18 protein-coding genes and 1 riboswitch are annotated in these 25,307 nt (G+C 63.5%); of the genes, 10 read left to right on the forward strand and 8 right to left on the reverse strand.

Translation table 11 applies throughout. The features are described 5' to 3' along the window. The first annotated feature begins 7 nt into the window (after positions 1-7). From pilG to V7714_RS09025, 5 genes are all read left to right on the forward strand, one after another. Complete coding sequence (gene pilG, locus V7714_RS09005) at positions 8-391, forward strand: twitching motility response regulator PilG (RefSeq protein WP_284195756.1); 384 nt, start codon at positions 8-10, stop codon at positions 389-391. Between the two features lie 25 nt (positions 392-416). Further along, positions 417-782: a response regulator gene (locus V7714_RS09010; protein WP_284195755.1), complete on the forward strand. Its 366-nt coding sequence runs from the start codon at positions 417-419 to the stop codon at positions 780-782. Between the two features lie 12 nt (positions 783-794). Further along, positions 795-1,310 (forward strand): chemotaxis protein CheW, encoded by a 516-nt coding sequence (locus V7714_RS09015; RefSeq protein WP_284195754.1) that lies wholly within the window; start codon positions 795-797, stop codon positions 1,308-1,310. Positions 1,311-1,425: 115 nt separating this feature from the next. Next, positions 1,426-3,654: a methyl-accepting chemotaxis protein gene (locus V7714_RS09020; RefSeq protein WP_335709421.1), complete on the forward strand. Its 2,229-nt coding sequence runs from the start codon at positions 1,426-1,428 to the stop codon at positions 3,652-3,654. A 206-nt stretch (positions 3,655-3,860) separates the two neighbouring features. After that, positions 3,861-10,142 carry an Hpt domain-containing protein gene (locus V7714_RS09025; protein WP_335709422.1) on the forward strand — a complete coding sequence of 2,094 codons (6,282 nt, stop codon included), beginning with the start codon at positions 3,861-3,863 and terminating at the stop codon, positions 10,140-10,142. An 89-nt stretch (positions 10,143-10,231) separates the two neighbouring features. On the opposite strand, the gene glpD is transcribed toward V7714_RS09025, so the two are convergent. Further along, positions 10,232-11,725, reverse strand: a complete 1,494-nt coding sequence (gene glpD, locus V7714_RS09030) for a glycerol-3-phosphate dehydrogenase (RefSeq protein ID WP_335709423.1) — start codon at positions 11,723-11,725, stop codon at positions 10,232-10,234. 116 nt (positions 11,726-11,841) lie between these two features. Between glpD and glpK the strand changes: the two genes are divergently transcribed. The 3 genes from glpK to V7714_RS09045 all read left to right on the forward strand — a co-directional run bounded on the left by glpK (position 11,842) and on the right by V7714_RS09045 (position 15,724). Then, on the forward strand, positions 11,842-13,326 hold the full coding sequence (glpK, locus tag V7714_RS09035; protein WP_335709424.1) for a glycerol kinase GlpK: 1,485 nt from the start codon (positions 11,842-11,844) through the stop codon (positions 13,324-13,326). A 19-nt stretch (positions 13,327-13,345) separates the two neighbouring features. After that, entirely contained in the window at positions 13,346-14,812 is a 1,467-nt protein-coding gene (locus V7714_RS09040; RefSeq protein WP_335709425.1) for a TIGR04222 domain-containing membrane protein, read from the forward strand. A gap of 63 nt (positions 14,813-14,875) precedes the next feature. Continuing rightward, the gene (locus V7714_RS09045; RefSeq protein WP_335709426.1) at positions 14,876-15,724 is read left to right on the forward strand and encodes a sterol desaturase family protein; all 849 of its coding nucleotides are present in this window, start codon (positions 14,876-14,878) and stop codon (positions 15,722-15,724) included. A gap of 217 nt (positions 15,725-15,941) precedes the next feature. Here the strand turns inward: V7714_RS09045 and V7714_RS09050 are convergent, their stop codons facing one another. Both V7714_RS09050 and V7714_RS09055 read right to left on the reverse strand, forming a co-directional pair. Further along, positions 15,942-16,253: a hypothetical protein gene (locus V7714_RS09050; protein ID WP_335709427.1), complete on the reverse strand. Its 312-nt coding sequence runs from the start codon at positions 16,251-16,253 to the stop codon at positions 15,942-15,944. Between the two features lie 60 nt (positions 16,254-16,313). After that, positions 16,314-16,691, reverse strand: a complete 378-nt coding sequence (locus V7714_RS09055) for a VOC family protein (protein WP_335709428.1) — start codon at positions 16,689-16,691, stop codon at positions 16,314-16,316. Positions 16,692-16,756: 65 nt separating this feature from the next. Continuing rightward, positions 16,757-16,977, forward strand: a riboswitch (cobalamin riboswitch). A 154-nt stretch (positions 16,978-17,131) separates the two neighbouring features. Here V7714_RS09055 and V7714_RS09060 point away from each other — a divergent pair. Next, positions 17,132-19,084: a TonB-dependent receptor gene (locus tag V7714_RS09060; RefSeq protein WP_335709429.1), complete on the forward strand. Its 1,953-nt coding sequence runs from the start codon at positions 17,132-17,134 to the stop codon at positions 19,082-19,084. Positions 19,085-19,237: 153 nt separating this feature from the next. Here V7714_RS09060 and V7714_RS09065 read toward each other — a convergent pair whose 3' ends face one another. Together V7714_RS09065 and V7714_RS09070 are read right to left on the reverse strand one after the other, a co-directional pair. After that, positions 19,238-20,176 (reverse strand): lipase secretion chaperone, encoded by a 939-nt coding sequence (locus V7714_RS09065; RefSeq protein ID WP_335709430.1) that lies wholly within the window; start codon positions 20,174-20,176, stop codon positions 19,238-19,240. 133 nt (positions 20,177-20,309) lie between these two features. Further along, the gene (locus V7714_RS09070; protein WP_335709431.1) at positions 20,310-21,239 is read right to left on the reverse strand and encodes an esterase/lipase family protein; all 930 of its coding nucleotides are present in this window, start codon (positions 21,237-21,239) and stop codon (positions 20,310-20,312) included. A gap of 184 nt (positions 21,240-21,423) precedes the next feature. Between V7714_RS09070 and V7714_RS09075 the strand changes: the two genes are divergently transcribed. Continuing rightward, positions 21,424-22,206, forward strand: coding sequence for a substrate-binding periplasmic protein (locus tag V7714_RS09075; protein ID WP_335709432.1), 783 nt, complete (start codon positions 21,424-21,426; stop codon positions 22,204-22,206). Positions 22,207-22,654: 448 nt separating this feature from the next. Here V7714_RS09075 and V7714_RS09080 read toward each other — a convergent pair whose 3' ends face one another. From V7714_RS09080 to V7714_RS09090, 3 genes are all read right to left on the reverse strand, one after another. Next, entirely contained in the window at positions 22,655-23,452 is a 798-nt protein-coding gene (locus tag V7714_RS09080; RefSeq protein ID WP_335709433.1) for an inositol monophosphatase family protein, read from the reverse strand. Positions 23,453-23,547: 95 nt separating this feature from the next. Continuing rightward, positions 23,548-24,093, reverse strand: coding sequence for a response regulator transcription factor (locus V7714_RS09085; RefSeq protein ID WP_335709434.1), 546 nt, complete (start codon positions 24,091-24,093; stop codon positions 23,548-23,550). Then, a complete protein-coding gene (locus tag V7714_RS09090; RefSeq protein ID WP_335709435.1) occupies positions 24,090-25,304 on the reverse strand; it encodes an ATP-binding protein in 1,215 nt (404 codons plus the stop codon). The genes V7714_RS09085 and V7714_RS09090 overlap by 4 nt, the downstream gene beginning before the upstream one ends. Positions 25,305-25,307 lie beyond the last annotated feature (3 nt).

Here is a 25,307-nt window from a genome sequence, read left to right on the forward strand (position 1 = left end):
CAGGCCGATGCAGAATCTCGCCGGCATCAAGGTCATGGTGATCGACGACAGCAATACCATACGCCGTAGTGCAGAGATATTTCTCGGCCAGGCGGGTTGCGAGGTCATCCTGGCGGAAGACGGCTTCGACGCGCTGGCCAAGATCAGCGACCATCATCCCGACGTAATTTTCGTCGACGTGATGATGCCGCGGCTGGACGGTTATCAAACCTGCTCGTTGATCAAGAAGAACCCGAAGTTCAAGGCGACGCCGGTGATCATGCTGTCCTCCAAGGACGGTCTGTTTGACCGCGCCCGGGGCCGTATGGTCGGTTCGGACGAATACCTGACCAAGCCGTTTACGAAAGACAGCCTGCTGCAAGCAGTAGGCATACATGCCAACCACGCCTGAGAAAGGCGTCAAGGATAGAAATCAAATGACCATCAAGAAAATTCTGATTGTCGACGACTCCCCTACCGAGCGTCACTTCCTCGGTGAATTGCTCACCAAGAACGGCTTCCAGGTCATGACCCTGGAAAGCGGTGAGGAAGCCGTAGCGCGGGTCAAGGACATCATGCCCGACCTGATCCTGATGGACGTGGTGATGCCAGGCCTCAACGGCTTCCAGGCGACCCGCACTATCACCAAGGATGATGCCACGGCCCACATCCCGGTCATCATGTGCACCTCCAAGGGCCAGGAAACCGACATCGTCTGGGGCAAGCGCCAGGGCGCCAAGGGCTATGTGGTCAAACCGGTCAACCCGGATGAACTGCTCAAGCAGATCGCCGCACTAGGCTAAGCTCAGAAAACCATGGCCAAGCGCGTCAGTCTTCGTGAATTCCAGGAAAGCGTGGTAGCGCGGCTCAAGTCGCTGCCTGCCACGCATGCTGCCTCCACCAAGCTCGGCATCCAGGTGGGCGATACCTCGTGGCTGGTCGATCTGACCGACGTCAGCGAAGTGCTGCCCGTACCCGGCATGGTGGATGTGCCCCTTACGCGCCGCTGGTTCAAGGGCGTGGCCAATATTCGCGGCAATCTGTTCAGTGTGGTCGATCTGCCCGGCTTTCTGGGCGACGAACCTGTCAACCTGGGCATGAGCAGCCGCCTGCTCATCATCCACCCACGCCATATCGTCAATTCGGCGTTGCTGGTTAACCGCATGCTGGGTCTGCGCAATATCCAGGGGATGGAAGAAGTCGCCCCGGCCGACCCCGCCGTACCCTGGTGCGGCCCCACGCGACGGGACAGCGAAGGGCGGGAGTGGCGTGAGATGCGCATCAACGAACTGGTGCAGCAGGCACCGTTCCTGCAAGTTGGCACTATCTGACAGGTACCGGTACCGGCAAACGCCAGTACCGGTACTACCGCAATGAAGAACTGAGTATTTGCAACAATCTGGCCGGCTCGGCCCGCAGAGATAAGCAACAGGGAGATAAGCGAATATGGCGCTGCAGGATAAAACGAAATCGGGCGGTAATACCCAAGCCGGCTCGGCACCGCGCAGCGGTTTTACCGATACGCTGATGCGTGCATTCGGACGCAACAAGGGTCAGTCCGGCGGTGACAAGGCCGAAAAGGCTTACGACCCCTTGCGCACGGTGTCCATACTGGACCGCATCCGGCCTCAGGCGGACGGTGGTGCAGCGCGCCCCCTGCCGCTGATCGGGCATCTCCCCATACGCCGCCAGATCGAAATCTGCTTCTGGGCCATGGGGATCTCCATCCTGGCCTTCGCCACCACCGTGGCCTTGATGGTGCGTTCGTCCGGCCATGACGCCATCTACCGCGCCACCTCCACCGAAATGCAGATGCTTTCGCAGCGTATGGCCCGTGCATCCGCCCAGGCCATCCAGGGTAATGCCGATGCCTTCCCGCTGCTGACCGAAGCCTATAACGACTTCGACAAGGATCTGAACCGCCTGATCAATGGCGGCGATGGCCTGCCGGCATCCGGTGGCGACGCCGCCGAGATCCTGGGCAAGATCAAGAAGAACTGGGACAACAACTTCCGCCCCAACCCCAAGAAGCCCACGATTGAGACCATCCTCAAGCAACGGGAAACACTGGTGGCGGTGACCAAGAACGTGAGTTCGATCAACCGTAACGATGCCAAGCTGCTGGAACTGACCCAGCAGCTGGTGTCACTGCTGAGCGAATCGAACGCCCCTGGCCACGAGATCGAACTGGCCAACCAGCAGGTGATGCTGTCGCAGCGCATGGCCAAGAACGCCAACGCCATGTTGGCCGGTGAAATCATCAACCCGGAAGTGGTCTTCCTGCTGGGCAAGGACACCAACACCTTCCGCGACACCCTGCAAGGCATGATCGAAGGTAGCGAAGAGCTGCGTATCCAGCCTGCCAGCAACCCCGAGGTGAAGGAAAAGCTGACCGAAATCCGCGACATGTTCAAGGACTTCGAAACCGTGGTGGGCGCCTTCTCCCGCAATATGCAGAACCTGGTGAACACCCGTCTGGCCAACCAGACCACCTACAAGGAAAGTGAAAACCTGCTGCAGGATGCCAAGAAGCTGACCGCGGCCTACGAGCAATCGGCTGGCGGCATACTGCCCATCATCCTGGAAGTCGTGTTCGCACTGCTGGCATTGGCTGCCCTGTTTGGCCTGGTGCGGGTGTACAACTCCGAATCGCAACGTCGCCGGTCCGAGATCGAAGCCGAAAACAAGCGTAACCAGGAAGCCATTCTGCGGCTGCTGAACGAAATGTCCGACCTTGCCGACGGTGACCTGACGGTACGCGCCTCGGTGACCGAAGACCTGACGGGCGCCATCGCCGACTCGATGAACTACACCATCGACGAGCTGCGCAGCCTGATTATCGGTATTAACCGCGCCACCGACCAGGTGACGGCGGCATCCCAGCAAGCCCAGGCCATTTCGGGCGAACTGCTGCAAGCTGCCCAGCGCCAGTCCGAAGAAATCGTCGAGACCAACGAAGTGGTGCAGAACATTGCCCGCTCGATCAACGACGTGTCCGGTACCACCGTCGAATCAGCCCGTGTGGCGCGCCAGTCGCTGGATGCCGCCAACAAGGGCGCCGATGCGGTGCAGAACCAGATCAAGGGTATGAACGAAATCCGCGAACAGATCCAGGAGACCGCCAAGCGTATCAAGCGGCTGGGTGAAAGCTCGCAGGAGATCGGTGAAATCGTGGAACTGATTTCCGACATTACCGAGCAGACCAACGTGCTGGCCCTGAACGCCGCCATCCAGGCCGCTTCCGCCGGTGAAGCCGGTCGAGGCTTCACGGTGGTGGCCGAAGAAGTGCAGCGACTGGCCGAACGCTCAGGTGAAGCCACCAAGCAGATCGGCGCGATTGTGAAGACCATTCAGGCCGATACCCACGATGCCGTGGCCGCCATGGAAATCTCCACCCAGGGTGTGGTGGAAGGTGCCAAGCTGTCCGATGCCGCCGGTCAGGCGCTGACCGAGATCGGCCAGGTGTCGAACGAACTGGCCGGTCTGATCGAGACCATCGCCAAGGCCAGCCAGTCGCAGCAGCAACTGGCCGACAAGGTGGCCGTATCGATGCAGGACATTCTGCGCATTACCGAGCAGACCACCGCCGGTACCAAGCAGACTGCCGTGCAGATTGGTCAGCTGACTGGTCTGGCAGCCGAACTGAAGGGTTCGGTTGCGGGCTTCAAACTCTGATTCGGCAAGGGCTGCAACGGCGGATTGCCGTGGCGGCCCTATAGCTCTCAAGCCATAAAGGGGAACGCCCCAAGCTCATTCCTGCCAAGACATGGCGCCAGCGCGATGACACCAGGCCCGCCCCTATGGCGGCCCGTTACGTGCCAGCCATCCATCTTTGCTAGACCCGGAGCAGGGCGGCCCCGCAACGCGGAAACACAACATCGATGAGCGCGCACACCGAATTCGATCTGGGTTCGCTGATCTGGGTCAAAGGCGAAATCGACCAAGCCCTAGAGAAGGCACGCCAGAGTCTGGCCAAATATGCCAATCAGGCCGATGCCGCCGAACTCAAGTTCGCACAGACACACCTGCACCAGGTTCGCGGTGCAGTAGAGATGGTCGGCCTGTCCGGCGCCTCGCGCTTTGCCGAGGAGCTGGAAGTCGCCGTTGGCGCGGTTGAGCGCGGCGAAGCCGACGGCAGCATGCTCAAGCTGGTCTCTGACGCAGCGCAAAGCCTGACTCAATACCTGGAAGCACTGGTCAACGGCTCGCCCGATCTGGCCCTCAAGCTGCTACCCAGCTATCGCCGCGTGCGCGAGCTGCGGGGCGAGAAGCACAGCAGCGGCGCTGATTTGTTCTTCCCCCCCTTGTCCGCCACGCTGCCCGCCAACCTGGCGGCGCACAAGCTGGACGAGGCCATCCTGCCGACTTACCTGAAGAATGCCCGCAGCCGCTTTGAAGCCGGCCTGCTGAAGTGGCTCAAGGGTGACAAGCACGAGGGTGGGCAGTGGATGGTGCAGGCTCTGTTCGGCGTAGCACGTACCCAGTCGAGCAATCTGCAACGGGGTTTCTGGTGGACTGCGGCCGCCATGGCCGAGGGCAGCGTGGACAACCGCGCCAAGCTCGATATCGACCAGAAGCAACTGTTCGCCCGCCTCAACCAGCAGCTCAAGCGGCTGTCCGAGAGCGGTGGCAAGGTGGCGGAGCGACTGTTCCGCGACGTGCTGTATGCCGTCGCCACCATGGAAACCCAGAGCGTGCAGTGTGCAGCGGTGCGGCGCGCCTATGGCCTCAACGCCCTGCTGCCGGCCGGCGCCCTGGAAGACGACGCCCATCAGCTCGCCGCCATGCAGGTCGCGCGGGAACTGAAGGAACTGATCAACCAGACCAAGGACAACTGGGCACGCGTGGGTGGTGGCAGCAGCGACCGCCTGCCCACTTTCCGCCAGCAGTTGGCCGAAGTCAGCAAGCGCGCGGTCAGCCTGTCCATTCCGGCCTTCGACACCCTGGCCGCCTCGTTGCAGGAAGTGGTGGCCGGCATGACCGCCGCGCCCAACGAAAGCCAGGCGCTGGAAGTCGCCACCGCCCTGCTGTTGTTGGAAAACGCCCTGGTGGTTTTCCCCGAGCGCTCCAGTGACTTCCCGGCCCAGGCCACGGCCATGCAGGCACGCCTCAAGGATGGCGCAGCCAATGCCCCCGAGGTCACCCTGCTGGACGAAGTATCGCGCCGGGCGCAGGAGCGCCTGTTGATGGCGCAGGTAGCGCAGGAAATACAGACCAATCTGGGCCAGATAGAACAAACCCTGGATGATTTCTTCCGTGACCCGGATACCCGTAGCGAGCTGCTCAGTACGGATGCCCCCATACGGCAGATACGCGGTGCCCTGACCATACTGGACGAACGTGACGCCCAGGTGATACTGGATGCCTGCGCCGACATCGTCAAACGCTGCCAGGCTGAGGACTACACGGCCCCGGCCGAAGAACTGGAGTTTCTGGCGGAAGCCTTCTCCAGCCTGGGTTTCTACATCGATGCCCTGCGCCGCGAAGAAGCTGATCGCGGCAAGCTGATTGCCCCCTGGCTGCACCAGATCCGTGGCGAAGCCCCGGACGAGATCGTGCCCACGGAAGCCGAACAGATTGCCGCCGAGTTCGCCAGCGAACCGGAAGTCGAGCTGGAGCCTGTGGTGGCCGCCAGCCCGGCGGAGGTAGAAAGCGCGCCAGCAACCGAGCCTGCGCCAGTTGCGGCACCGGTCGTCAGCACGGCCGTCAGCGAAGCGGCTGTCGATGCCGAACTGCTGGAGGTCTATCTCGAAGAAGCGGTCGAGGTGCTGGACAATGTCAACAGCCATCTGGCCATCATCCGCGACCAGCCTACCAATAAGGAAGCGCTGACTGTCATCCGCCGTGGTTTCCACACCCTCAAGGGTAGTGGCCGCATGGTGGGCCTGAACCAGCTGGGCGAAGTGGCCTGGTCGGTCGAGCAGGTGATGAACAAGTGGCTGCAAGATGAAAAGCGCGCCAGCGCCAGCCTGCTGCAACTGGTGGAGCAAGCCACGGCGGGCTTCTCGATCTGGGTGGACCAGCTCAAGGAGAGCGGTACTGCACAGGTGGAGGCCACTGCCATCTTTACCCTGGCCGAGCAGTTGAAGAATGGCCAGGAGCCCGAGCACGCCGCACCGGCCGCCGAAGCGCCCCAGCCCGCCGCGCTCGAAGTGGAAGCCGAGCCCGCGCTGGATCTGGGCATGGTTGCCGAGCCGGCAGCCGAAACTCCGATCGAACTGGCCCTGCCCGAGCTCACAAGTGATGCCCCGGCCCTGCTCGAGCTGGATGCCGCACCGGCCACCGAGCCTGCCATCGAACTGAGTGCTGCACCGGCAGACGAGTTCGCGCTGGATTTCGAACTCGATGCCCCGCCCGCAGCGACAGAAGCCGAGACCGCCGAAGCGGCCGTACTCGACTTCGACCTGGGCGAGCCGGAAGCCGCACCGCTGCTACCCGGCTCCATCGAGCTGGCCCATCCTGAAGAGGAAGTGGAAGCACCCGAGCTGGTCATCGGCGATATCACCATCTCCAAGGCCTTGTTCGGTATCTTCCTTGACGAGGCTTATCGCCATTTCGCCACACTGAACGATGCCTTTATCGACTTCAGCACCCGTGGCGAAGTGCGGCCTGAATTTGTCCACGCGGCCCATACGCTTTGCGGTATCGCCAACACCACCGGCTTCACCTCGCTGGGCGAGCTGGGTTATGCCATAGAGCAAGCCCTGCTGGCCTACCAGAAGGCGGGCGCGGAACCGGCACAAGGCGATTACGACACCCTTTCCATGGCCATCGACAAGGTGGGCGTGATGCTGGGCCAGGTGGGCCGCTACGAGACCCCGCAGGACGAGCCACAGACCGTGGCCATGCTGACGGCCTTGACCAACCGCCTCAAGGACGAAGCCGAGCCCCTGCTGACACTGGACAGCGAACCTGCCCCGGCCGAATTCGACCTGACCCTGGATATGGCAGCGCCCGCCGAAACAGTGGTCGCAGCCCCAGCGCTGGAAGGGCTGACACTGGATCTGGACGCCGCCCAGCCCACCGAGGAAGTGGTACTGGAGGCCCCTGCCGAGACCGCAGAGCCGCTGGATCTGTTGCTGGAGCCGGAAGAGATCCATCTTGATCTGGGTGATCTGTCGGCGCCGGAAATCAGCGCAGCAACTGAAGCCGCCCTGCTGGAAGAAACGATAGAAGTCGCAGCAGCAAGTGACGCTGACGTGCTGGATCTGGATATATCGCTGGACGAGGCCGACACCGCTGCAGATGCCCTTAGCGCCACGGCAGACAGCACCGCAGACAACGCCGATGTGCTTGACCTGTCGCTGGACGAACTGGCTCTGCCGGAAGAAGTCAGTATTGACGCTCCCCTGGCGGCAGACGAGATCGAGGTAGAAGCCGATCTGGCAGACCAGGAAGCAGAGCTGACCGCCGACGAGGACACCCCGGTTGCACTGGTAGTGGAAGAACTCCCGGGCGCCGAGCTGCTGTCCGAACTCTCGCTGGATCTGACCGAGTCCACGCCCGAACTGCTGGGCGTTGCCGACGAACCGGCCGAGTTAGTGGCGCCTGCCGCCGAACTGCCGGCCGAGGACATCGACAGCCCGCTGGTATTGGACGAGATCGCCGAGGACGTACACGCCATACCGGCCGCCGAAGCCATGCTGGAAGCCATACCGCTGGCGGCGGTGGACGAAGCCATCGTATTGGAGGTTGCCGAGGCAGAGGCACCGGTAGTCGAGGAATTCGTCATCCCGACGGCGATCTTTGAACCCCTGGTGGAAGAAACCACACTGGCCTCCGCCCCCACGCCTGCCGAGCAGGATGGTGTGGGCAGCGTCATGCATCTGGCCACGCCGGATCGCCTGGGCGATATCCACGTCAAGGATGAGCTGGACGAGCAGTTGCTGCCTATCTTCCTGGAAGAAATGCAGGAACTGCTGCCGCAGTTGTCGGCCGATCTGCGCGCGCTGCGCGGTGAGCCCAACAACACCGAGACCCATGATTCGCTCAAGCGGGTGCTGCACACGCTCAAGGGCAGTGCGCGCATGGCCGGCGCCATGCGCATGGGTGAAGCCACCCACAATATGGAAACCCGCCTGCTCAATGCCGGCGAGCATCTCTCCGTCGCCCTGCTCGATGAACTCGATCTCGACTTCGATGCCATCAACGAGCTGCAGGACAGGCTGATCAATGGCGAGCCTGAAGCCGCCGCCGAGGCCGAGGAACAAGCCGACATCGCCGCCATGGTGGCAGCATCGGCTGCATCCGAAGCCAGCCGTGTCGCCACGGCACAGCCAGGCCAGGCAGCCCGTACTGCCCCTGCCCTGGGCCTGGTCGATCCCGATGCCGGCAAATCCAGCATACGGGTGCGCTCCGATCTGGTCGACCGCCTGGTCAACCAGGCGGGCGAGGTGTCGATTTCGCGTACCCGTATCGAATCCGAAATGCTGGCGCTCAAGCGCTCCTTGCTGGATCTGACCGATAACGTGGCCCGTCTGCGGGGGCAGTTGCGCGAGATTGAAATCCAGGCCGAATCGCAGATGCAGTCGCGGATGGCCCATGCCACCGACCTGCCTGACTTCGACCCGCTGGAGTTCGACCGTTTCAGCCGTCTGCAGGAACTCACCCGCTTCATGGCCGAAAGCGTCAATGACGTGGCCACGGTGCAGCACAACCTGTTGAAGAACCTGGACGAATCCAGCGCCGCGCTGACCCAGCAGGCCCGCATGACGCGTGACCTGCAGCAGGAACTGATGCGCGTGCGCATGGTGCCGTTCTCCTCGGTATCGGAACGCCTGTATCGGCTGGTGCGCCAGACCGGTAAGGAAACCAGCAAGAAGGTGAACCTGGAGCTGCGTGGTGGCCGTGCCGAGATTGACCGGGGCGTGCTGGAAAAAATGGTGTCGCCGTTCGAGCATATGCTGCGCAACGCCATCGACCATGGTCTCGAGACGCCCGACCAGCGGCTGGCCAAGGGCAAGAACGAGTTCGGCGAAATCGTGGTGGAAGCCCGCCAGGAAGGTAACGAACTGGTACTGGTGCTGCGCGACGACGGCGCCGGCCTCGATATCGAGCGCATACGCCAGAAGGGCTTGGAGAAGGGCCTGATTGAAGCCGGTGGCGAGTACACCGACGCCCATATCATGGGCCTGATCTTCGAGGCTGGCTTCTCCACCGCCAGTGCAGTGACCCAGCTGTCGGGTCGCGGCATAGGCATGGACGTGGTCAAGAGCGAGATCGAAGACTTGGGCGGTCGCGTCGAAGTGACCTCCGAAGCCGGTCGTGGCACCACCTTCACCATCCACCTGCCGCTGACGCTGGCCGTCACCCAGGCCGTGCTGGTCAAGGTGGCCGGCAAGCTCTACGCCATCCCCTCGGTGATGGTGGAGCAGGTGCAGGAACTGAAGGTAGAGCCGCTCAACCAGCTATACCAAAGGCACCAGGCCGAGTGGCAGGGCAATGTCTATCCCTTCCATTACCTGCCTCGCCTGCTGGGTGACTATGACAGCCAGCCCGAACAGAAGCGCTACAACACCATCATGTTGCTGCGCTCCGGTATCAGCCGCATTGCTGTTCATGTCGACGAACTGGTGAAGAACCAGGAAGTCGTGGTGAAGAACATTGGGCCGCAACTGGTGCGGGTGGCTGGTATTGCCGGCGCCACCGTGCTGGGTAATGGCGAGATCGTGCTCATCATCAACCCGCTGGCCCTGCTGCAGCGTCGTGCCGAGGCCCCGGTGGCCGACTTCGATGCCGCCATGGCTGCCAGCGCACCGGCCCCCGAGGAGATCCTGCAGATCGCCCCGCTGGTCATGGTGGTGGACGATTCGTTGACGGTGCGCAAGATCACCGGCCGCCTGCTGGCCCGCGAAGGCTACCAGGTGGAGACCGCCAAGGACGGCGTGGATGCCCTGCAGAAGTTGCAGGATATCCGCCCGGCGGTGATGCTGCTGGACGTGGAAATGCCGCGTATGGATGGCTTTGAACTGACGCGTAACCTGCGTCTGAATGCCGACACGCGCGACATCCCCATCATCATGATCACCTCGCGTACTGCCGACAAACACAAGAACTACGCGTTCGAACTGGGCGTCAATGCCTTCCTGGGCAAGCCTTACCAGGAAGACGAGCTGCTGGAGCATATCCGTCGCCTGATAGGCGAAGAACAGCCCGCAGCCTGACACAGGCCAGCAAGCTTAAACAAACACGCCCCGCAATGCGGGGCGTGTTTGTTTAAGTCGGCAGCCTACACTGGCAGGCCAGCACCGGCTCAGCCCGCCTGTGCCAGCAACCAGTCAGCCAGGCCCTGCCGTTCCGGCGCCGTCATATGCAGGCCACGCTTGGTCCGACGCCACAGTATGTCATCAGCCGTCTGCGCCCATTCTTCGCGCATCAGATAGCGCACCTCGCACTCATACAGCTCGGCACCAAAATGCCGGCCCAACTCGGCCACGCTATTGGCAGTGCCCAGCACCAGCACCAGGCGATCGCCAAACTGCCGCGCCAGCCGGTACACCAGGCTCGCCGGCAAGCCGCCATAACGCACACAGGCTTCCTGGTAAAACGCCTCAAAGTCGGCAGCAGGCATCACACCGCCCGGCAGCACGGCGGACTGGGCAGGCAGTTGCATGCGCTCGAAATACGGCTTCAGATGCTGCAATGCATGGCGAGCCAGCTGCCTATAGGTGGTCAGCTTGCCACCGAACACCGACAGCACCGGTGCACCGCCCTGGTCCAGCCGCAGGGTGTAGTCGCGGGTGATGGCCGACGGGTTGTCACTCTGGTCATCGTACAGGGGCCGCACACCCGCATAGCGCCACAGCACGTCGCTAGGCTGCGGCGGGCGTTCAAAGTATTCACCCACCAACTGGCACAGGTAACTTACCTCTTCATCCGAGCAAGCCACCTCGCCCGGTTCGCCATGGTGCACGACATCCGTGGTGCCTATCAGGCTGTAGCCCTGCTCATAGGGCAGCACAAAGGCAATGCGGCCATCGCGGTGCTGCAAGATGAAGGCCTGCGGGCCATCATGCAGGGCGGGCACCACGATATGGCTGCCTTTGACCAGCTTGACCGAATCCCGCGCGCCCAGCCGCAATCCGCCCTTGAGCACCCGCTCCACCCAAGGGCCGGCGGCATTGACCAAGGCCCGGGCATAGACGGTTGTCGTCCCGCCATCTGGCGTCTGCACCGTAACCCGCCATTGCCGCCCCTCCCGATGCGCTTCCAGCATGCGGGTGCGGGTTCGCACCGTACCGCCCAGCTCGCGGCATTGCATGGCATTGGCCACCACCAGCCTGGCATCGTCCGCCCAGCAGTCGGCATAGACGAAGCCCCGCTTGAAACCGGATTTGATCGGCCCACCCCAGGGGTGGCGCCGCAGATTGATGCCGTAGGAGGCTGGCAAGCGCTCCCGCCCACCCAGATGGTCATACAGGAACAAGCCCAGCCTGATCAGCCAGGCAGGCCGCAGGCCGTCATGGTGGGGCAGCACAAAGGCCAGTGGCCACACCAGATGCGGCGCCATGCTGAGCAGGACTTCGCGCTCGCTGAGCGACTCGCGTACCAAGCGGAACTCCCGCTGCTCCAGATAACGCAGGCCACCGTGTATTAGCTTGCTGGAGGCAGACGACGTCGCACCGGCCAGGTCGCCCTGTTCCAGCAGCAATACCTTGAGGCCGGCCTGGCTGGCATGGCTGGCGATACCCGTGCCATTGATGCCGCCGCCCACCACCAGCAGGTCGTAAGGTTGTGTCGTTTCCATCGCATAGTGAAGATAGCCCATGGTCAGGGCGGGGGCTACGCCCAGCACTTGCTAGAATCGCCCCAAACGGCACGCCAACAACAAAAACTACGGCAATACAACACATCGGAGACCCCATGCCCCACGCCATCCTGTCCATAGACCAGGGCACTACCAGCACCCGCGCCATGTTGTTCGACCGGGCCGGCAAGGTACTGGCCCGTGCCCAGACCGAGCTGCCGCAGCACTACCCGGCCGATGGCTGGGTAGAACATGACGCACTGCGCATCTGGCAAGACACCCTAGCCGTGGTGCGGGATGCGCTGGCCAGCGCCGGCCTCGCCGCCACCGACATCGCCGCCATCGGCGTGACCAACCAGCGCGAGACCACCGTGGTGTGGGATCGCCAGACCGGCCAGCCCATCCATCCCGCCATAGTCTGGCAGGACAGGCGCACCGCCGCCTGGTGTGCCGCCCACCACACGCCCGAGCGCGAGCAATGGCTGGCCGACAAGACTGGCCTGCTGCTGGACCCGTATTTCTCCGCCAGCAAGATAGCCTGGCTGCTGGACCATGTAGCCGGTGCCCGGCAACGGGCCGAGGCCGGCGAGCTGGCTTTCGGCACCATAGACAGCTGGCTGATCTGGCAGCTGACCGGTGGGTCGGTACATGCCACCGACGCCACCAATGCCTGCCGCACCCTGCTGTTCAACCTGCACACCCAGGACTGGGACCCCGAGCTGCTGGACTTTTTTGGTGTGCCCGCCAGCCTGCTGCCGCAGGTGCGCGACTGTGCCGCCGATTACGGCAGCAGCCTGCCCCAGCTGTTTGGCGCCGCCATCCCCATACGCGGTGTGGCCGGCGACCAGCAGGCCGCCACCGTGGGCCAGGCCTGCTTTGCGCCAGGCATGGTCAAGTCCACCTATGGCACGGGCTGCTTCATGGTGATGAACACGGGCAGCGAGATGGTGCGTTCGCGCAACCGGCTGATCACCACCCTGGCGTACCGCCTGGACGGCCAGCCAACCTTCGCGCTGGAAGGTAGCATTTTTATCGCGGGCGCCGCCGTGCAATGGCTGCGCGATGCCGTCAAGCTGATAGGCAGCGCCGCCGAATCGGAAAAATGGGCACGCGAAGTGGATGACACCCATGGCGTCTACCTGGTGCCGGCCTTTACCGGCCTGGGTGCTCCCTACTGGGACCCACAGGCCCGTGGCGCCATCATTGGCCTGACCCGCGACTCCGGCATTGCCGTCATCGTGCGGGCGGCGCTGGAGTCGGTCTGCTACCAGACCCGCGATCTGCTGGAAGCCATGCGTGCAGATGGCACCACCCTGCCGGCCGCCTTGCGGGTCGATGGCGGCATGGCAGGCAACGACTGGGTGATGCAGTTCCTGGCCGATCTGCTGGATACCCCGGTGGAACGCCCCACCATTACCGAGACCACGGCCTTGGGCGCCGCCTACCTGGCTGGCCTGGGCATAGGCCTGTATGCCAACCTGGAGGAAATCAGCCAGTTGTGGGCCTGCCAGCAGCACTTCAGCCCCGCCATGGCAGCCGAACGGCGCGTATCGCTCTATGATGGCTGGGTGGAGGCAGTAAGCCGCGTACGCAGCAAGTAAGCCCCCCCAGGAGACCGCCATGCAAGCCCAGCTGACACCCGACCAACAGGCGCTATACCAACGTATCCAGGCTCACCCGCTGGAGCAGCCCGATCAGTTGCTGCCGTTCTGCAGCAAGCTGGCCCAGCAGAACGGCTGGTCACGGGACTACGCCACGCGCGTGGTGCAAGAGTACCGGCGCTTTGTGCTGCTGGCGCTGTGCAGTGGCCATGTGGCATCGCCTTCCGATGCGGTGGACCAGGCCTGGCATCAGCACCTGTGCGACAGTCGCGACTATTGGGAGCGCTTCTGCCCACAAGTGCTGAGGCAGACCCTGCACCACGAGCCCAGCCGTGGCGGCCAGCAGCAGGACAGCCACTACCGCGATCTCTACCAGCAAACATTAGCCAGCTACCAGCGCCTGTTCGGTGTGGCACCACCGGCCGACATCTGGCCGCCCCAGCCTGCCGCCAGCCGCTTTGTCCGGCTGGATACCCGCCAGCACTGGTGCTTACCCAAGCCCACGCTGACCCGCCCCCGCAACCTATTGGCCGGCCTTGCCAGCAGCGGCCTGCTGGCCGGTTGCGCAGTACTGCAGGATTGGCGGGTGTGGAACTACAGCGGTCCGGACTTCCTGGGCTTCTACCTGTCGGCACTGCTGGCGCTCGCGCTGTTCTCCCTGGCCTGGCATGGCTGGTGCCGCTGGCGGGACGACAGCGCCAGCGCCATGCTGCCCCCCAGCCTGGATGCCTACCAGGCGGCCTACCTGGCAGGTGGGCCGAACCGGGTGCTGCAGACCGCCTTGCTCAAACTGGAACAACAACAGCTGATCCACACCCTGCCCGATGGCACACTGCAACGCACCGGGGACATAGGCTTGGCCGAGACCGCGCTGGAACGCAGCGTGTTTGGCCTGCTGAGGGAGGGCGAGAAACAGCCCGGCCTGTTCCAGCGCGCCCTGCCATATCTACGGTCGCAGCTTCACCCACTACGCCAGCAGCTGGAAGAAAAACGCCTGCTGCTGAGCAATGCCCAGTACCAGGCTCAAGTCCTGCCCATCTGTTTTGGCATGGCGGCCCTGTGGCTGCTGGGCCTGATCAAGATCGCCGTGGGCATCAGCCGCGATAAGCCGGTCGCCATCCTGATCGTCATCGTACTGGCCTACGGCGGCTTCTGCGCCTGGCGCCTGCTACGTCAGCGCGGTCGCCTCCACCCCACTCGGCTGGGCAGGGATACCATGCAAGCTAGCCGGCAGCTGCTGCAGAAGCAACTCAATAGCTCACCCCAGCAGCCCGACCTGGTACTGCGCCAATTTGCCTGGCTGGGTAGCGCGGCCCTGGTAGGGACAGCCTGGGGACACCTGCTACCGGTCTACCGGCCTACGCCCAACACCGACGCCAGTAGCGCCAGCGCTAGCACCAGCACGGGCTGCAGCAGTTCGGACAGCTCCGGTTCCGATGGTGGGGGCGGTGGGTGTGGTGGATGCGGCGGCGGTGGCGGGGACTGAGCCTCTACGGTCCACTCGCCACCAACGCGCCGCTAAGTTCATTACAGGAGCCCAGGAAGCACCATGGAACTCGGCTTTGATCCTGGATTGGTCCTGCTTGCCCTGGCACCTGTCTTTTTGGGCTGTGTCGCCTGGGAGGCCTGGTACTGGCACAAGCGCGGCATCGCCAAGTACACCTTGGTCGATACCCTGTCCAACGCTGGCCTGGCCCTGCTGCATCAGGGTGCCGACCTGCTGGCCAACCTGCTGTTCATCAAGACAGCCTACACCTGGGTACATGCCCATGGCCTGCAGCTACTGCCCAATAGCTGGTGGAGCCTGCTGCTGGCCTTTCTGCTGCAGGATTTCCTCTACTACTTCTTCCACCGTGCCAGCCACAGGGTGCGCTGGCTATGGGCCAGCCATGTGGCCCATCATTCCAGCGAGCGGCTCAATCTCTCCACCGCATTCCGGCAAAGCCTGACCTACCCGCTATCGGGCATGTGGGTATTCTGGCTGCCCATGGCCTGGCTGGGTTATTCGCCCGACCTGGTCATCCTGGTGGTCGGGCTCAACCTAGCCTACCAGTTCTTTGTCCACACCGAAGCCATAGGCAGGTTGGGCTGGCTGGAGCAGGTGTTCAACACCCCATCCAACCACCGGGTACACCATGCCCGCAACCCGCAGTACATAGACCGCAACTACGCAGGCGTGCTGGTCATCTGGGATAGGCTGTTCGGCAGCTATGTGGCGGAAGACGAAGCACCGCGCTATGGCATAGTGCGGCAGATACAGAGCCACAATCCGCTGCGCCTGACCTTTCACGAATGGGCCGACATGTTCCGCGACGCCTGGCGCACCCGCGACCCACGCCACTTCTGGAAACCACCAGAGTGGGCAGAAAGTCGCGCCACGCAGCAACGCCGCGACTAGATCGCCCGCTCTGCAGGTCATGGTGTAGCGCCGGGGGCTGCGGGGTGCCATCTGGATCATACCGCTCCTGCCGCACGCCCCCACTGGCACAAGGCCGGCGCGCTTCTCCCCCTGGCTAGACGGCCCATTCAAGTCATCCGGCAGGCAGAACTGCACCAGAAATGAACACGGGCGCCGTTTGGGCGCCCGTGTATAAAAAACAAACACTCCCCGGCGCCTAGTCGTAAGGTTCCTCGTCGGCCGACGCCGACATGCCGGCCTGGGCGCGCTCGCTGGGTACACCGTAGGCAGTCAGGATGTAGTCGTACTGGCCGGCATCGAACTGCTGGGCCACATAGGGCTGCAAGGCCAACAGTTTGTCTGGGGTCAGGAAATAGGACAGCACCATGTCAGGATCGGGACGTTGCTGCTCAGCCGCAAACAACTGTAGCAACCAGACGGACGAAATAGTCTCCGCGACCGGCAACTGGCCGGTTAGCGCACCGTTCATTCCCTTTTCCCAGACTTCGATGGCACGTTTGATCTGCATGGTGTCCATTCTACGCGGCGAAGCCTGGTAGTTGTCCAGCCGCGCATGTGGGGCGGCCTGCTAGTGGGGTGAATGCAGGGCAACCCGATTGCCCTCGCTGTCGAGAAAGACCGCCATATAGCCTATCTCCTCGCTGATCTGCCGCTTGGCGATCAGCACCTGGCCGCCAGCACCCTCCACCCTGGCCAGCACCACGCTGAGGTCATCGCCGCCGTTCAGGTAGACCAGCACCCCATCCTGCGAGGGTTTGTAGAAGCCAGGAACATGGATAATGGTGCCACCCACCTTGCCCTCGCCGCCAGGCAACACCCCCATGCGCACCCCTTGCATGGGCCACTCAGGCATGTCGTAGGCAAAGATGGCGCTGTAGAAGCGCTTGGCCCGGTCGAAATCGGCAGCCGGTATCTCGAACCAGTTGATGGCATTACCGTCGTGCATGATCTACCTCCCGCTTATGTAATAAGACTATTAGATTAGTTCGGCCGTAGCCGATACGCCGCGTATAATGCGCCGCCTCGACAGGTGCTTTGCCCAAGGCAAAGTGAAACGGGAAGCCGGTGGGATTGCCCTGCAATCGAACCCGGCGCTGCCCCCGCAACGGTAAGCCACAATGAAGTGCTTCTGATGCCGCGCTCGCGCGCATCCAGCCACTGCCTCCAGTCGAGGTGGGAAGGCGAAGCATAGAGTGGCCAGCCCGGAGACCGGCCTGTCGTGCCTGCTGGACGCGCTTGATGCTCAAGCCGCCGCATGGATGGTGCGGAGGTCGCGGCGGGCGTCTCTCCCGCGACGCCGCCTGGCCCCCTGGCCTGCTGTACTCCGTCGCGCCTCCGCTTGAATTGATCGCCTGCGGTGGGCAGGCGCAGCGGAGTGACTCCCTGATGCACCCTCGTCTTACCTCTCTCTCGGCCGCCATGATGCTGGCCAGCCTCGCTACGTCCGCCTTTGCGGCGGAACAAACCCAAACCCTGGTGGTGACCGCCAACCGCCTGCCCGCAGCAGCGGCCGACCAACCCGTGAACATCTCGGTCATCTCGCGCGAGGATATCGAACGCAGCGCAGCCAGCAATCTGATCGCGCTGCTTGAAGGCGTGGTCGGTGTCACTGTGCGCAACAGCGATGGCACCGACAATGGCTCCATCGATCTGCGCGGCTTTGGCATCACCGCCGCCAGCAACACCCTTATCCTGCTGGATGGCATCAAGCTCAATGACAACGACCTGTCCTCGCCCAAATTGTCCGGCATGGCGCTGGACCGGCTGGAACGCATAGAGATCGTCCGTGGCGGCGCCGTCGCCTGGGGCGGCGGCAGTACCGGCGGCGTCATCAACCTGATCACGCGCCAAGGACCTGGTGGCAGTGTCTCGCTCCGCGCGGGCAGCCACCAATCGCGGGAACTGTTTGCCGGCGCCGGCTTTGGCACCCAACTCACGCTGCGGCTCGATGGCTACCATCAGGAAAGCGATGGCTTCCGCCGCAATAGCGCCCATAAGACCAACGCCGGCTCTGCCACACTGGGCTGGCAGGAAGGCGACACCCGGCTATCGCTGGGCCTGGCCCGCGACGAGCATGAAAACCGTTTTGCCGGCCCCCGTGCCGTCAACCCCGCCACCGGCAGCAATGAGTTTGTCACCGACCCATGGGGCAGCAGCAACTTGGCCGACCATGGCGACATCGACAACACCCGCTACACCTTCCATGGCGAAGGCAAGCTGGGCCAGGCACGCTGGGTAGTGGACCTGAGCCGGCGCGAGAAGGACCAGGACAGCTACTTCGAAGATGCCTATGACGGTATCTCGCAGGCACGCAACGAAATCCGCGAAAACCGCTTCTCACCTCGTGCCGCCTATGATTTCGGTGCGCTCGACCTGGCCGCCGGCGTGGACATCAGCCGCAGCGTCGCCAACGGCAGCAGCAGCTACACCAGCCCCTTCTACAACAGCAGCGGCACCTCGACCAGCGTGCAACAGACCCGTGCGTTCTGGCTGGACGGCGGCTATGCCGTGGCAGTCGGCACCCGCATCACGCTGGGTGCGCGTACCGAACGGGCCGAGCAGACCCTGCACAGCAGCGGCCTGCTGACCTCGGATCGCAAGTCCTCACCGCTTGCATTGCAACTGGGGCTACGCCATGTGCTCTCGCCCGAGTTGTCGCTGTATGCCCGCCTGGGCAAGAGCTATCGCCTGCCCAATGCCGATGAGCTGGCCTTTAGCAGCGATCTGCGCACCCAGACCTCGCGCGACCTCGAGGCCGGGCTGGATGCCCGCCTGCCGCTGGGCAAGCTGCGCGTATCGCTGTTCAATCTGCGCCTGAACGATGAAATCGCCTTCCAGCCGCATGTGAATGGCTTTGGCGCCAACATCAACCTGCAGCCTACCCTGCGCCGCGGACTGGAAGCCGACTGGTCCTACCAGGCCGGTAGCCTCAGCCTGGGCGCCAACTTGGCCTGGCAGGATGCCGAGTTCCGCAGCGGTATCTACGCCGGTCACAATGTCGCCGGCAAGCAGGTACCACTGGTGCCCAAGCTGCAGGGCAACCTGCAGGTAGGCTGGGCCTTCAGCGAGGCAACCCGATTGAGCGCCAGCCTGCATGGCGTAGGCGATAGCCGGCTGGACAACGACCAGGACAATACTGGTGCCAAGCTGGCCGGCTACGGCACGGTCAACCTCAAGCTCAGCCATCAGCTAGGCGATCTGCAACTGGCCCTGAGCGGCCAGAACCTGGCCGACAAGCGCTATGCCACCTACGGCATCAAGAGCACGACGGCCAGCAACTACAACCTCTATCCCATGCCTGGCCGCCGCTGGTTTGCCAGCGCGGCCTACCATTTCTAAGCAGTACGCTGGCAACAACAAGGGCGACCCCAGGGTCGCCCTTTTCATGGTCGGTACACCCACCAGCCTGCTCTCCAGACGCTCAAGCTGGCGTTGGTGGATAAGAGCAACCCACCCCACCCTGTCAGTCAAGGTGGTGGGTGCTGGGCGCCCCTAGTCCTCGTAAGCCCTCAGGCGCAATTGCTCGTCTGCACTGAAACGGGTGCTGCGCAACTGGCTGATGGCGCTGCTGCGGCCAACTTCGTCCAGCGCCGCATCTGCCTTGATACGGGCCAACTCCACCAGGTAGGCCTGTATCCGCTGCTGCCAGGCAGCCTCCTCGCGGTCCACCTCAGCCAGGCGCTGGGCAGCCGGTTCGCCTACGCTGGCGGTACGCAGCTGGTAAACCGCCGCATCATCCGCACCCTTCGCCCGCGCTTGGCTTACCTGCTCGGCCAGCGTCAGGTGCTGCACCGGCACCTGCCGTTGCGCCAGTATCTCGGGCGGCAGGCGTTGATCCAGCTCGGCCAAGCGCTGCTGCTTCTGCAAGGGCTTGAGGCTGCTGTCGCGCAGTATGGCCTGGCGGGCCAGGGCGTCATCGTCATAGGTATCCTGCCAGCCGAACAAGGCGGTCAGCTCGGCCGGGCTGAAGTACTTGGCACGCAAGGCGCGCACCGCCTTGATACGCGCCTGGGCAGACTCCAGGCTGGCGCCGGCCAGCTCGGTCTGCTGCTCCAGCGCCACCAGCTCGCGCTTGAATGCCACATAGCGCTGCAGCAGCCGCTTGGCCTCGGCTGCCGCCTTGGGCGGCAGGCGCTTGTCGAGTTCGGCCTCCAGCGTGGCCAGCACCTGCTCCAGCGTGCGTTCACCCACCGTGGCCAGGTGGTAGTCAAACAGCTCGATCAGGCTGGCATCCAGCACCAGCGTATCGGCTGTGGTCTGCAGCTGACCATCGCTGACCGTACCCTGTAGGGAAGCAGGCGCCTCCACAGGGACCAACGGGGTAGCGGCGGGCAGGGTAGGCGTGTCGGTATTGGCGGCAAACAGGCCGGCGGCCAGCAACAGCGCGGCGCTGGCAATAAAATAGGGGGATTTCAAGGTATCGAGCTGCATGGTGTAAAGACCGGTCTAGTGTACTACTCCCCCCTCATGCAGACAGGGCAAGTAAAGAACCCAGCTGCCCACGCCCGAGGCCGGGCGTGGGCAGGCATCTTGCCAAGGTCGCGCAGATGTTCAGCGCAGACGCTCACAGACCCGCGTTCTTGAGCCGGTTAGCCTGCTGCCGGTACAGCGTGACCGGGTTGGTCTCGAACAGATGGACGATGCCGAAGAAATGGTTGATCTCGTCTACATGGTTCATCTTGTAGTTGTCGCGCAGCACCTGGCCCAGGCGGCTGGAACAAGTGCCCACCAGGCCATCGTTGGGGCTGCCATAGGCCAGCCCGGTCAAGGCTAGCGCGCCATCGGACACATCAAAGATATTGGTCACCGTGCTGGCGCCGCTCCAGGAGTAGTAGCGCACACCATTGACCACATAGGCACCTTCACCACAGGCGGTAGTGGGCACACCAGCCGGGAAGCGCGCATTGAAGTCGGCGGTCTTGGCCGTGGTCAGCGATTCCATGGCGGCGATCGGGTCCTGCGGCAGGTGGCTGCCACCCGATACCACCGAGATCAGGCCAGCCAGGCCCTTGGCGGCGGAAGCCGCCAGGCTCTCCGACACCGAGCCCGGTGGGACGGCACCCCGCACGATATCGGCAATGCGCGAACCCTTGTTGACACCACCGACCGACGTCACCGATGCCACCAGCTGCGGCGCCACGCCAGCCACATAGCGTATGGTCGGGCCGCCGTGGCTATGGCCTATCAGATTCACCTTGCGGGCACCGGTAATCGCCAGCACCTGCTTGACCTGGCTGAGCAACTGCTCGCCACGCTTCTCGGTGCTGTTGGTGGCCGATACCTGGGCCACGAACACCTTGGCACCGTCCTTTTGCAGCTCGGCCGGGATGCGGTAGAAGTAATCCACCCCCAGCGCCTGGTCAAAACCGAACAGGCCATGCACCAGCATGATGGGGTATTGCGTCTGGGTATAGCCGCTGGAAGCGGCCAGGGCGGGGGTAGCCGGGGCGGCAAGCAGCCCCAGCGCCACCAGCCATGCAGCGTAGCGTGTCATCGATGTTGTCTCCGTATGTTGTTGATCCGCCTATTTGTTTTGGCGGTAGGGACAACTTAGCCAAGCGCAGAATGAAAATCTAGAGCAATCGCTCGATAGGTGGAAATACGTGGCAAAAATGTACCATCATGTAAGTTCCTAACCATTGCTGGCCGCGCCCGGGGCAAACACCATGAAACGCATCATGCCGTGGTCCGTATGGGGGCTGGTACTGACCCTGCTGGCCAGCCCGGTCCAAGCTGCAGCCCCTTGCGATCGATCCATACAGGTGGCCTATTACGACCTGGGCATACTTTACGACCCGGCTACCGCACAGGGGCTGGACCGCGATGTGGTGGATACCCTGGCCCAGCGCACAGGCTGCCGGTTCATGCCGCGCTTTGAATCACGCGTACGTATCTGGACCATGCTGGCCGCCGGCACGTTGGACATGAGCGTCTCGGGCATACCCACGCCGGAGCGGCGCCAGTTTGCCGAGTTCGTGCCGTACTTCTGGGTACGCAATGAGCTGGTCACCACCCGGCGGCTGGCCCAGATCAAGCCCGAGGAATTCCTCGCCAACTCCGACCTGCGCCTGGGCGTGGTGAAGAGCTACAAGCATGGCGAGGCGTGGGAACCGTTTATCGAGCAGCTACGGCAGCGCGGCCGAGTGGATGAGCTGGCCGATACCGGCAGCCTGTTCGATCAGCTGGAAGCCAATCGCATCGCCGCGTTTCCAGCGCTATCGCTGGTCACCCTGGGTATGGCCAAGCGCTATCCCACCCGCCAGCCCATGGTACGGCTACCCTGGTTTGGCGAGCAGGCCAAGGTCGAACACGGGCTGATACTGTCACGCAGCAGGCTGGACCCTGCCATCTATAAGCTATTCCAGCAAACCATCAGCGAGATGCGCAGCGATGGCACGCTCAAGGCTATCTTCAGCCGCTATATGGGCAATGCGGATGCCGAGGCGATGCTGACGCAGTAGCGCCTGTATGAACTCAAGTCGTGGATGGGTGATGACGGGTGGAGCAGGCGCCAGGGGAACCCTGGCGCTAAACGTCAGCGCAGCCTGAACCCGCAGGCTCTACCCTTGATTGAATCCACACCCCCCGCCCGCGCCGCCGCGCGGGAGCCTCGCTGACGCTCGTTGTCGAGCCTATCCTGGGCTGAAGCCATCGATGGAGGTGACACCTGAGCAGGCGCCAGGGAGACCCTGGCGCTAAACGTCAGCGCGGCCTGAACCCGTAGGCTCTCCCCTTGATTGAATCCACACCCCCCGCCCGCGCCGCCGCGCGGGAGCCTCGCTGACGCTCGTTATCGTTCTGAATAAGCTTCAGCGCCGGTTACAGACTCAAGTCATCGCTGCGTGACGGGCGTTGCAAGCACCGGGGCAACCCTGACACTGGACGTCCGGGCGGCCTGATGCCGATAGCCTACAGGTTGTACTTAACCCACTTCATCCACTGGGCAAATAGGCCTGGATTGAGTGCGGCCACGACCGAGCGCTGCCAGACATCGTCGTCCCAGTAGTCGTCGTGATAGAGGCTAGTCATCTGCCCGCCGGCCTCGGTCAGCATCAGGCAACCGGCGGCGTAATCCCACAGGCGCTGGCCACCATGCACATAGACATCGAGCCGGCCTGCTGCGATATAGCACCAGTCCAGCGTGGAGGCGCCAAAGTTGCGCTGGCTGCCATAAGGCGGCAGGGTGGCCAGCCGCTGCGGCAGCTTACCGCTGAGCCATTTGACCTCGACCCCGGCAATGGCCTCGGTCATCAACGGAGTATGCTGTTTCAGCGGCAGGCGCTGGCCGTTCAGGTAGGACCCCTTGCCCAGCTCCGCCGTGAACATCTCATCGGCCACCGGGTTGTAGATCACCCCCAGTACCGTACGGCCGCCCTGCATCAGGGCCACCGAGATGGCAAAGTAGGGCAGGCCGTGGAAGAAGTTGGTGGTGCCGTCTATGGGGTCTATCACCCACAGCTGCTCATTGGCCTCCCACAGGGCCTCCTGCTCGGCAGCGCTCATCTCCTCGCCCAATACCGGGCAGGGGACGATGCGGGGCAGCGTGGCCTCCAGTGCCCTTTGGGTGGCGATATCCGCCTCGGTAAACAGGGTGCCATCATCCTTGCGCGTGCCCTGGCCCAGGCGCAGAAAGCGCGGCATGACCTCGCTGGCTGCCGCATGGCGCACAGCGGTCATCACCTGGTCGAGCACAGAGTATTCGGGCATGGCTAATCACGGTGGGGTGGACACAGCGGGCTATTCTAACGGACACAGCGGCCGCTGGTGTGGGTGTCTACCCTAATCGTGCGGTGGCTGGCCAATCAGCCTTGCCGCACTGGGGGATTGGGGCTGGGCCGCTTGCCCAGTTTGCGTTGCAAAGTGCGCCTGTGCATGTTCAGCACCCGGGCGGTGGCGCTGATATTGCCCCCCTGCTCGGCCAGCACTTTCTGGATATGCTCCCACTCCAGCCTGTCCATGCTCAGCGGCTGTACCTCCACCTCGGCCTCGCTGTCTCCCTGCAGCCTGTCAAACGCGCCGATGATCTCGTCCACCGTGGCCGGCTTGGCTAGGTAATGCACCGCCCCCAGCTTGATGGCCTCGATGGCGGTGGCAATGCTGGCATAGCCGGTCAACATCACGATACGGCAGTCGGGTGCCAATGCCAGCAGGGCCGGCACCAGCCGCAGGCCGCTGTCCTCGCCCAGCTTGAGATCCACCAGCGCCTGCCGGGGTGCCTGCTGCTGCGCCAGCGCCAAGGCCGTGGTTGCATCATGGGCCTGGCGGCAGGCCCAGCCACGCCGGCTGAAGGCTCTGGCCAGTACGCCGGCCAGGGTTGCATCATCGTCCACGATCAGGATATCGCTCATCGCTCCTCCTGCGGAAATACCACCCGTACACAGGTGCCCCCTTGCGGCCTGGCCAACCACTCCAGCCTGGCTCCCACCCGCTCCAGTGCCGAGATGGCCAACGCCAGACCCATGCCCAGTCCGGCAACCGTATCGCCGGCCGGCTTGCCGTCAAAACCTGGCCCGGCATCGGCAATGTCCAGCTGCACGCCATGGGCCGACCAGTCCAGCATCACGCCCTGCCAGTCCGGGCTGGCATCGGCGGCATTGTCCAGCAGGTTGAGCAGCGCCTGCCTCAGGGCGAAATCCAGCACCAGCCTGGGTGGCTCGCCTATCCCCAGCAACTGGTAGTCCAGCCTGGCCTGCGGCCTGACCACCTGCCAGTCGTCCAGCAACATCGCCACAGCGCTATCAACCGGCTGGGGCGCACTGGCATCGGCCTGCGCCCGCAGCCGCTGCAGCTCGCTGCGGCAGGCCTGCAGCTGGCGCTGCATCAGGCGCAGATCATCGGCCAGTTGCCCCTGGCCGGCATGTTCTGCCAGCAATTCATCGGTCAGCACCGTCAGGGTGGCCAGCGGCGTGCCCAATCTGTGCGCGGCGCCAGCGGCCTGTATGGCCAGGCCCAGCACCTGCTGCTGGCGCAGGGCCGCCTCGCGGGCTTCGGCCAGTGCTTGTTCGTAGGTACGCAGCTGCTGCCCTATGCGGGCCACCAGCCCGGCCACAATCAGGGCTGCGGCCACAAAGGCCACCCACATGCCGGTGGTGTGCAGGAAGAATGCCTGCGCCAGATCGGATTCATTCAAGGGCAAGGGTTGGTACCACAGCAGCAGCAGGCTGTAGCAGGCTATGGTCAGCGCGGTCAGCGGCCATACCAGCCGGCCTGGCAGGCTGGCGGCGGCAATGGTGAGCGGCAGCAGAAACCAGGCGGTAAAGGGGTTGGTGGCACCACCCAGAAAGAACAGCCACAGACTGTGGCCACAGATATCCATGGCCAGTTGCCGGCCTATCTCGCCCTCGCTGACCGCCACGCCACCCTGTGCCAAGCGCAGGCGCCACAGGCTGAAGCCGTTGTAGGCCAGCAGCAGCAGGCAGATAAAACCCAGCGACAGCAAGGGCAGCTGCCAGCGGAACAGCAGCACAGCCAGCAGCATGGCGCTGGCGTAGGCGCAAAGGGTCAGGCCTCGCAGCAGGACAATGCGGCGCAGGATGGCTAGCAGAGCGGTATGGGGCATGGC

It is taken from the genome of Chitinimonas sp. JJ19 (assembly GCF_036961565.1).
Classification (GTDB): Bacteria; Pseudomonadota; Gammaproteobacteria; order Burkholderiales; family Chitinimonadaceae; genus Chitinimonas.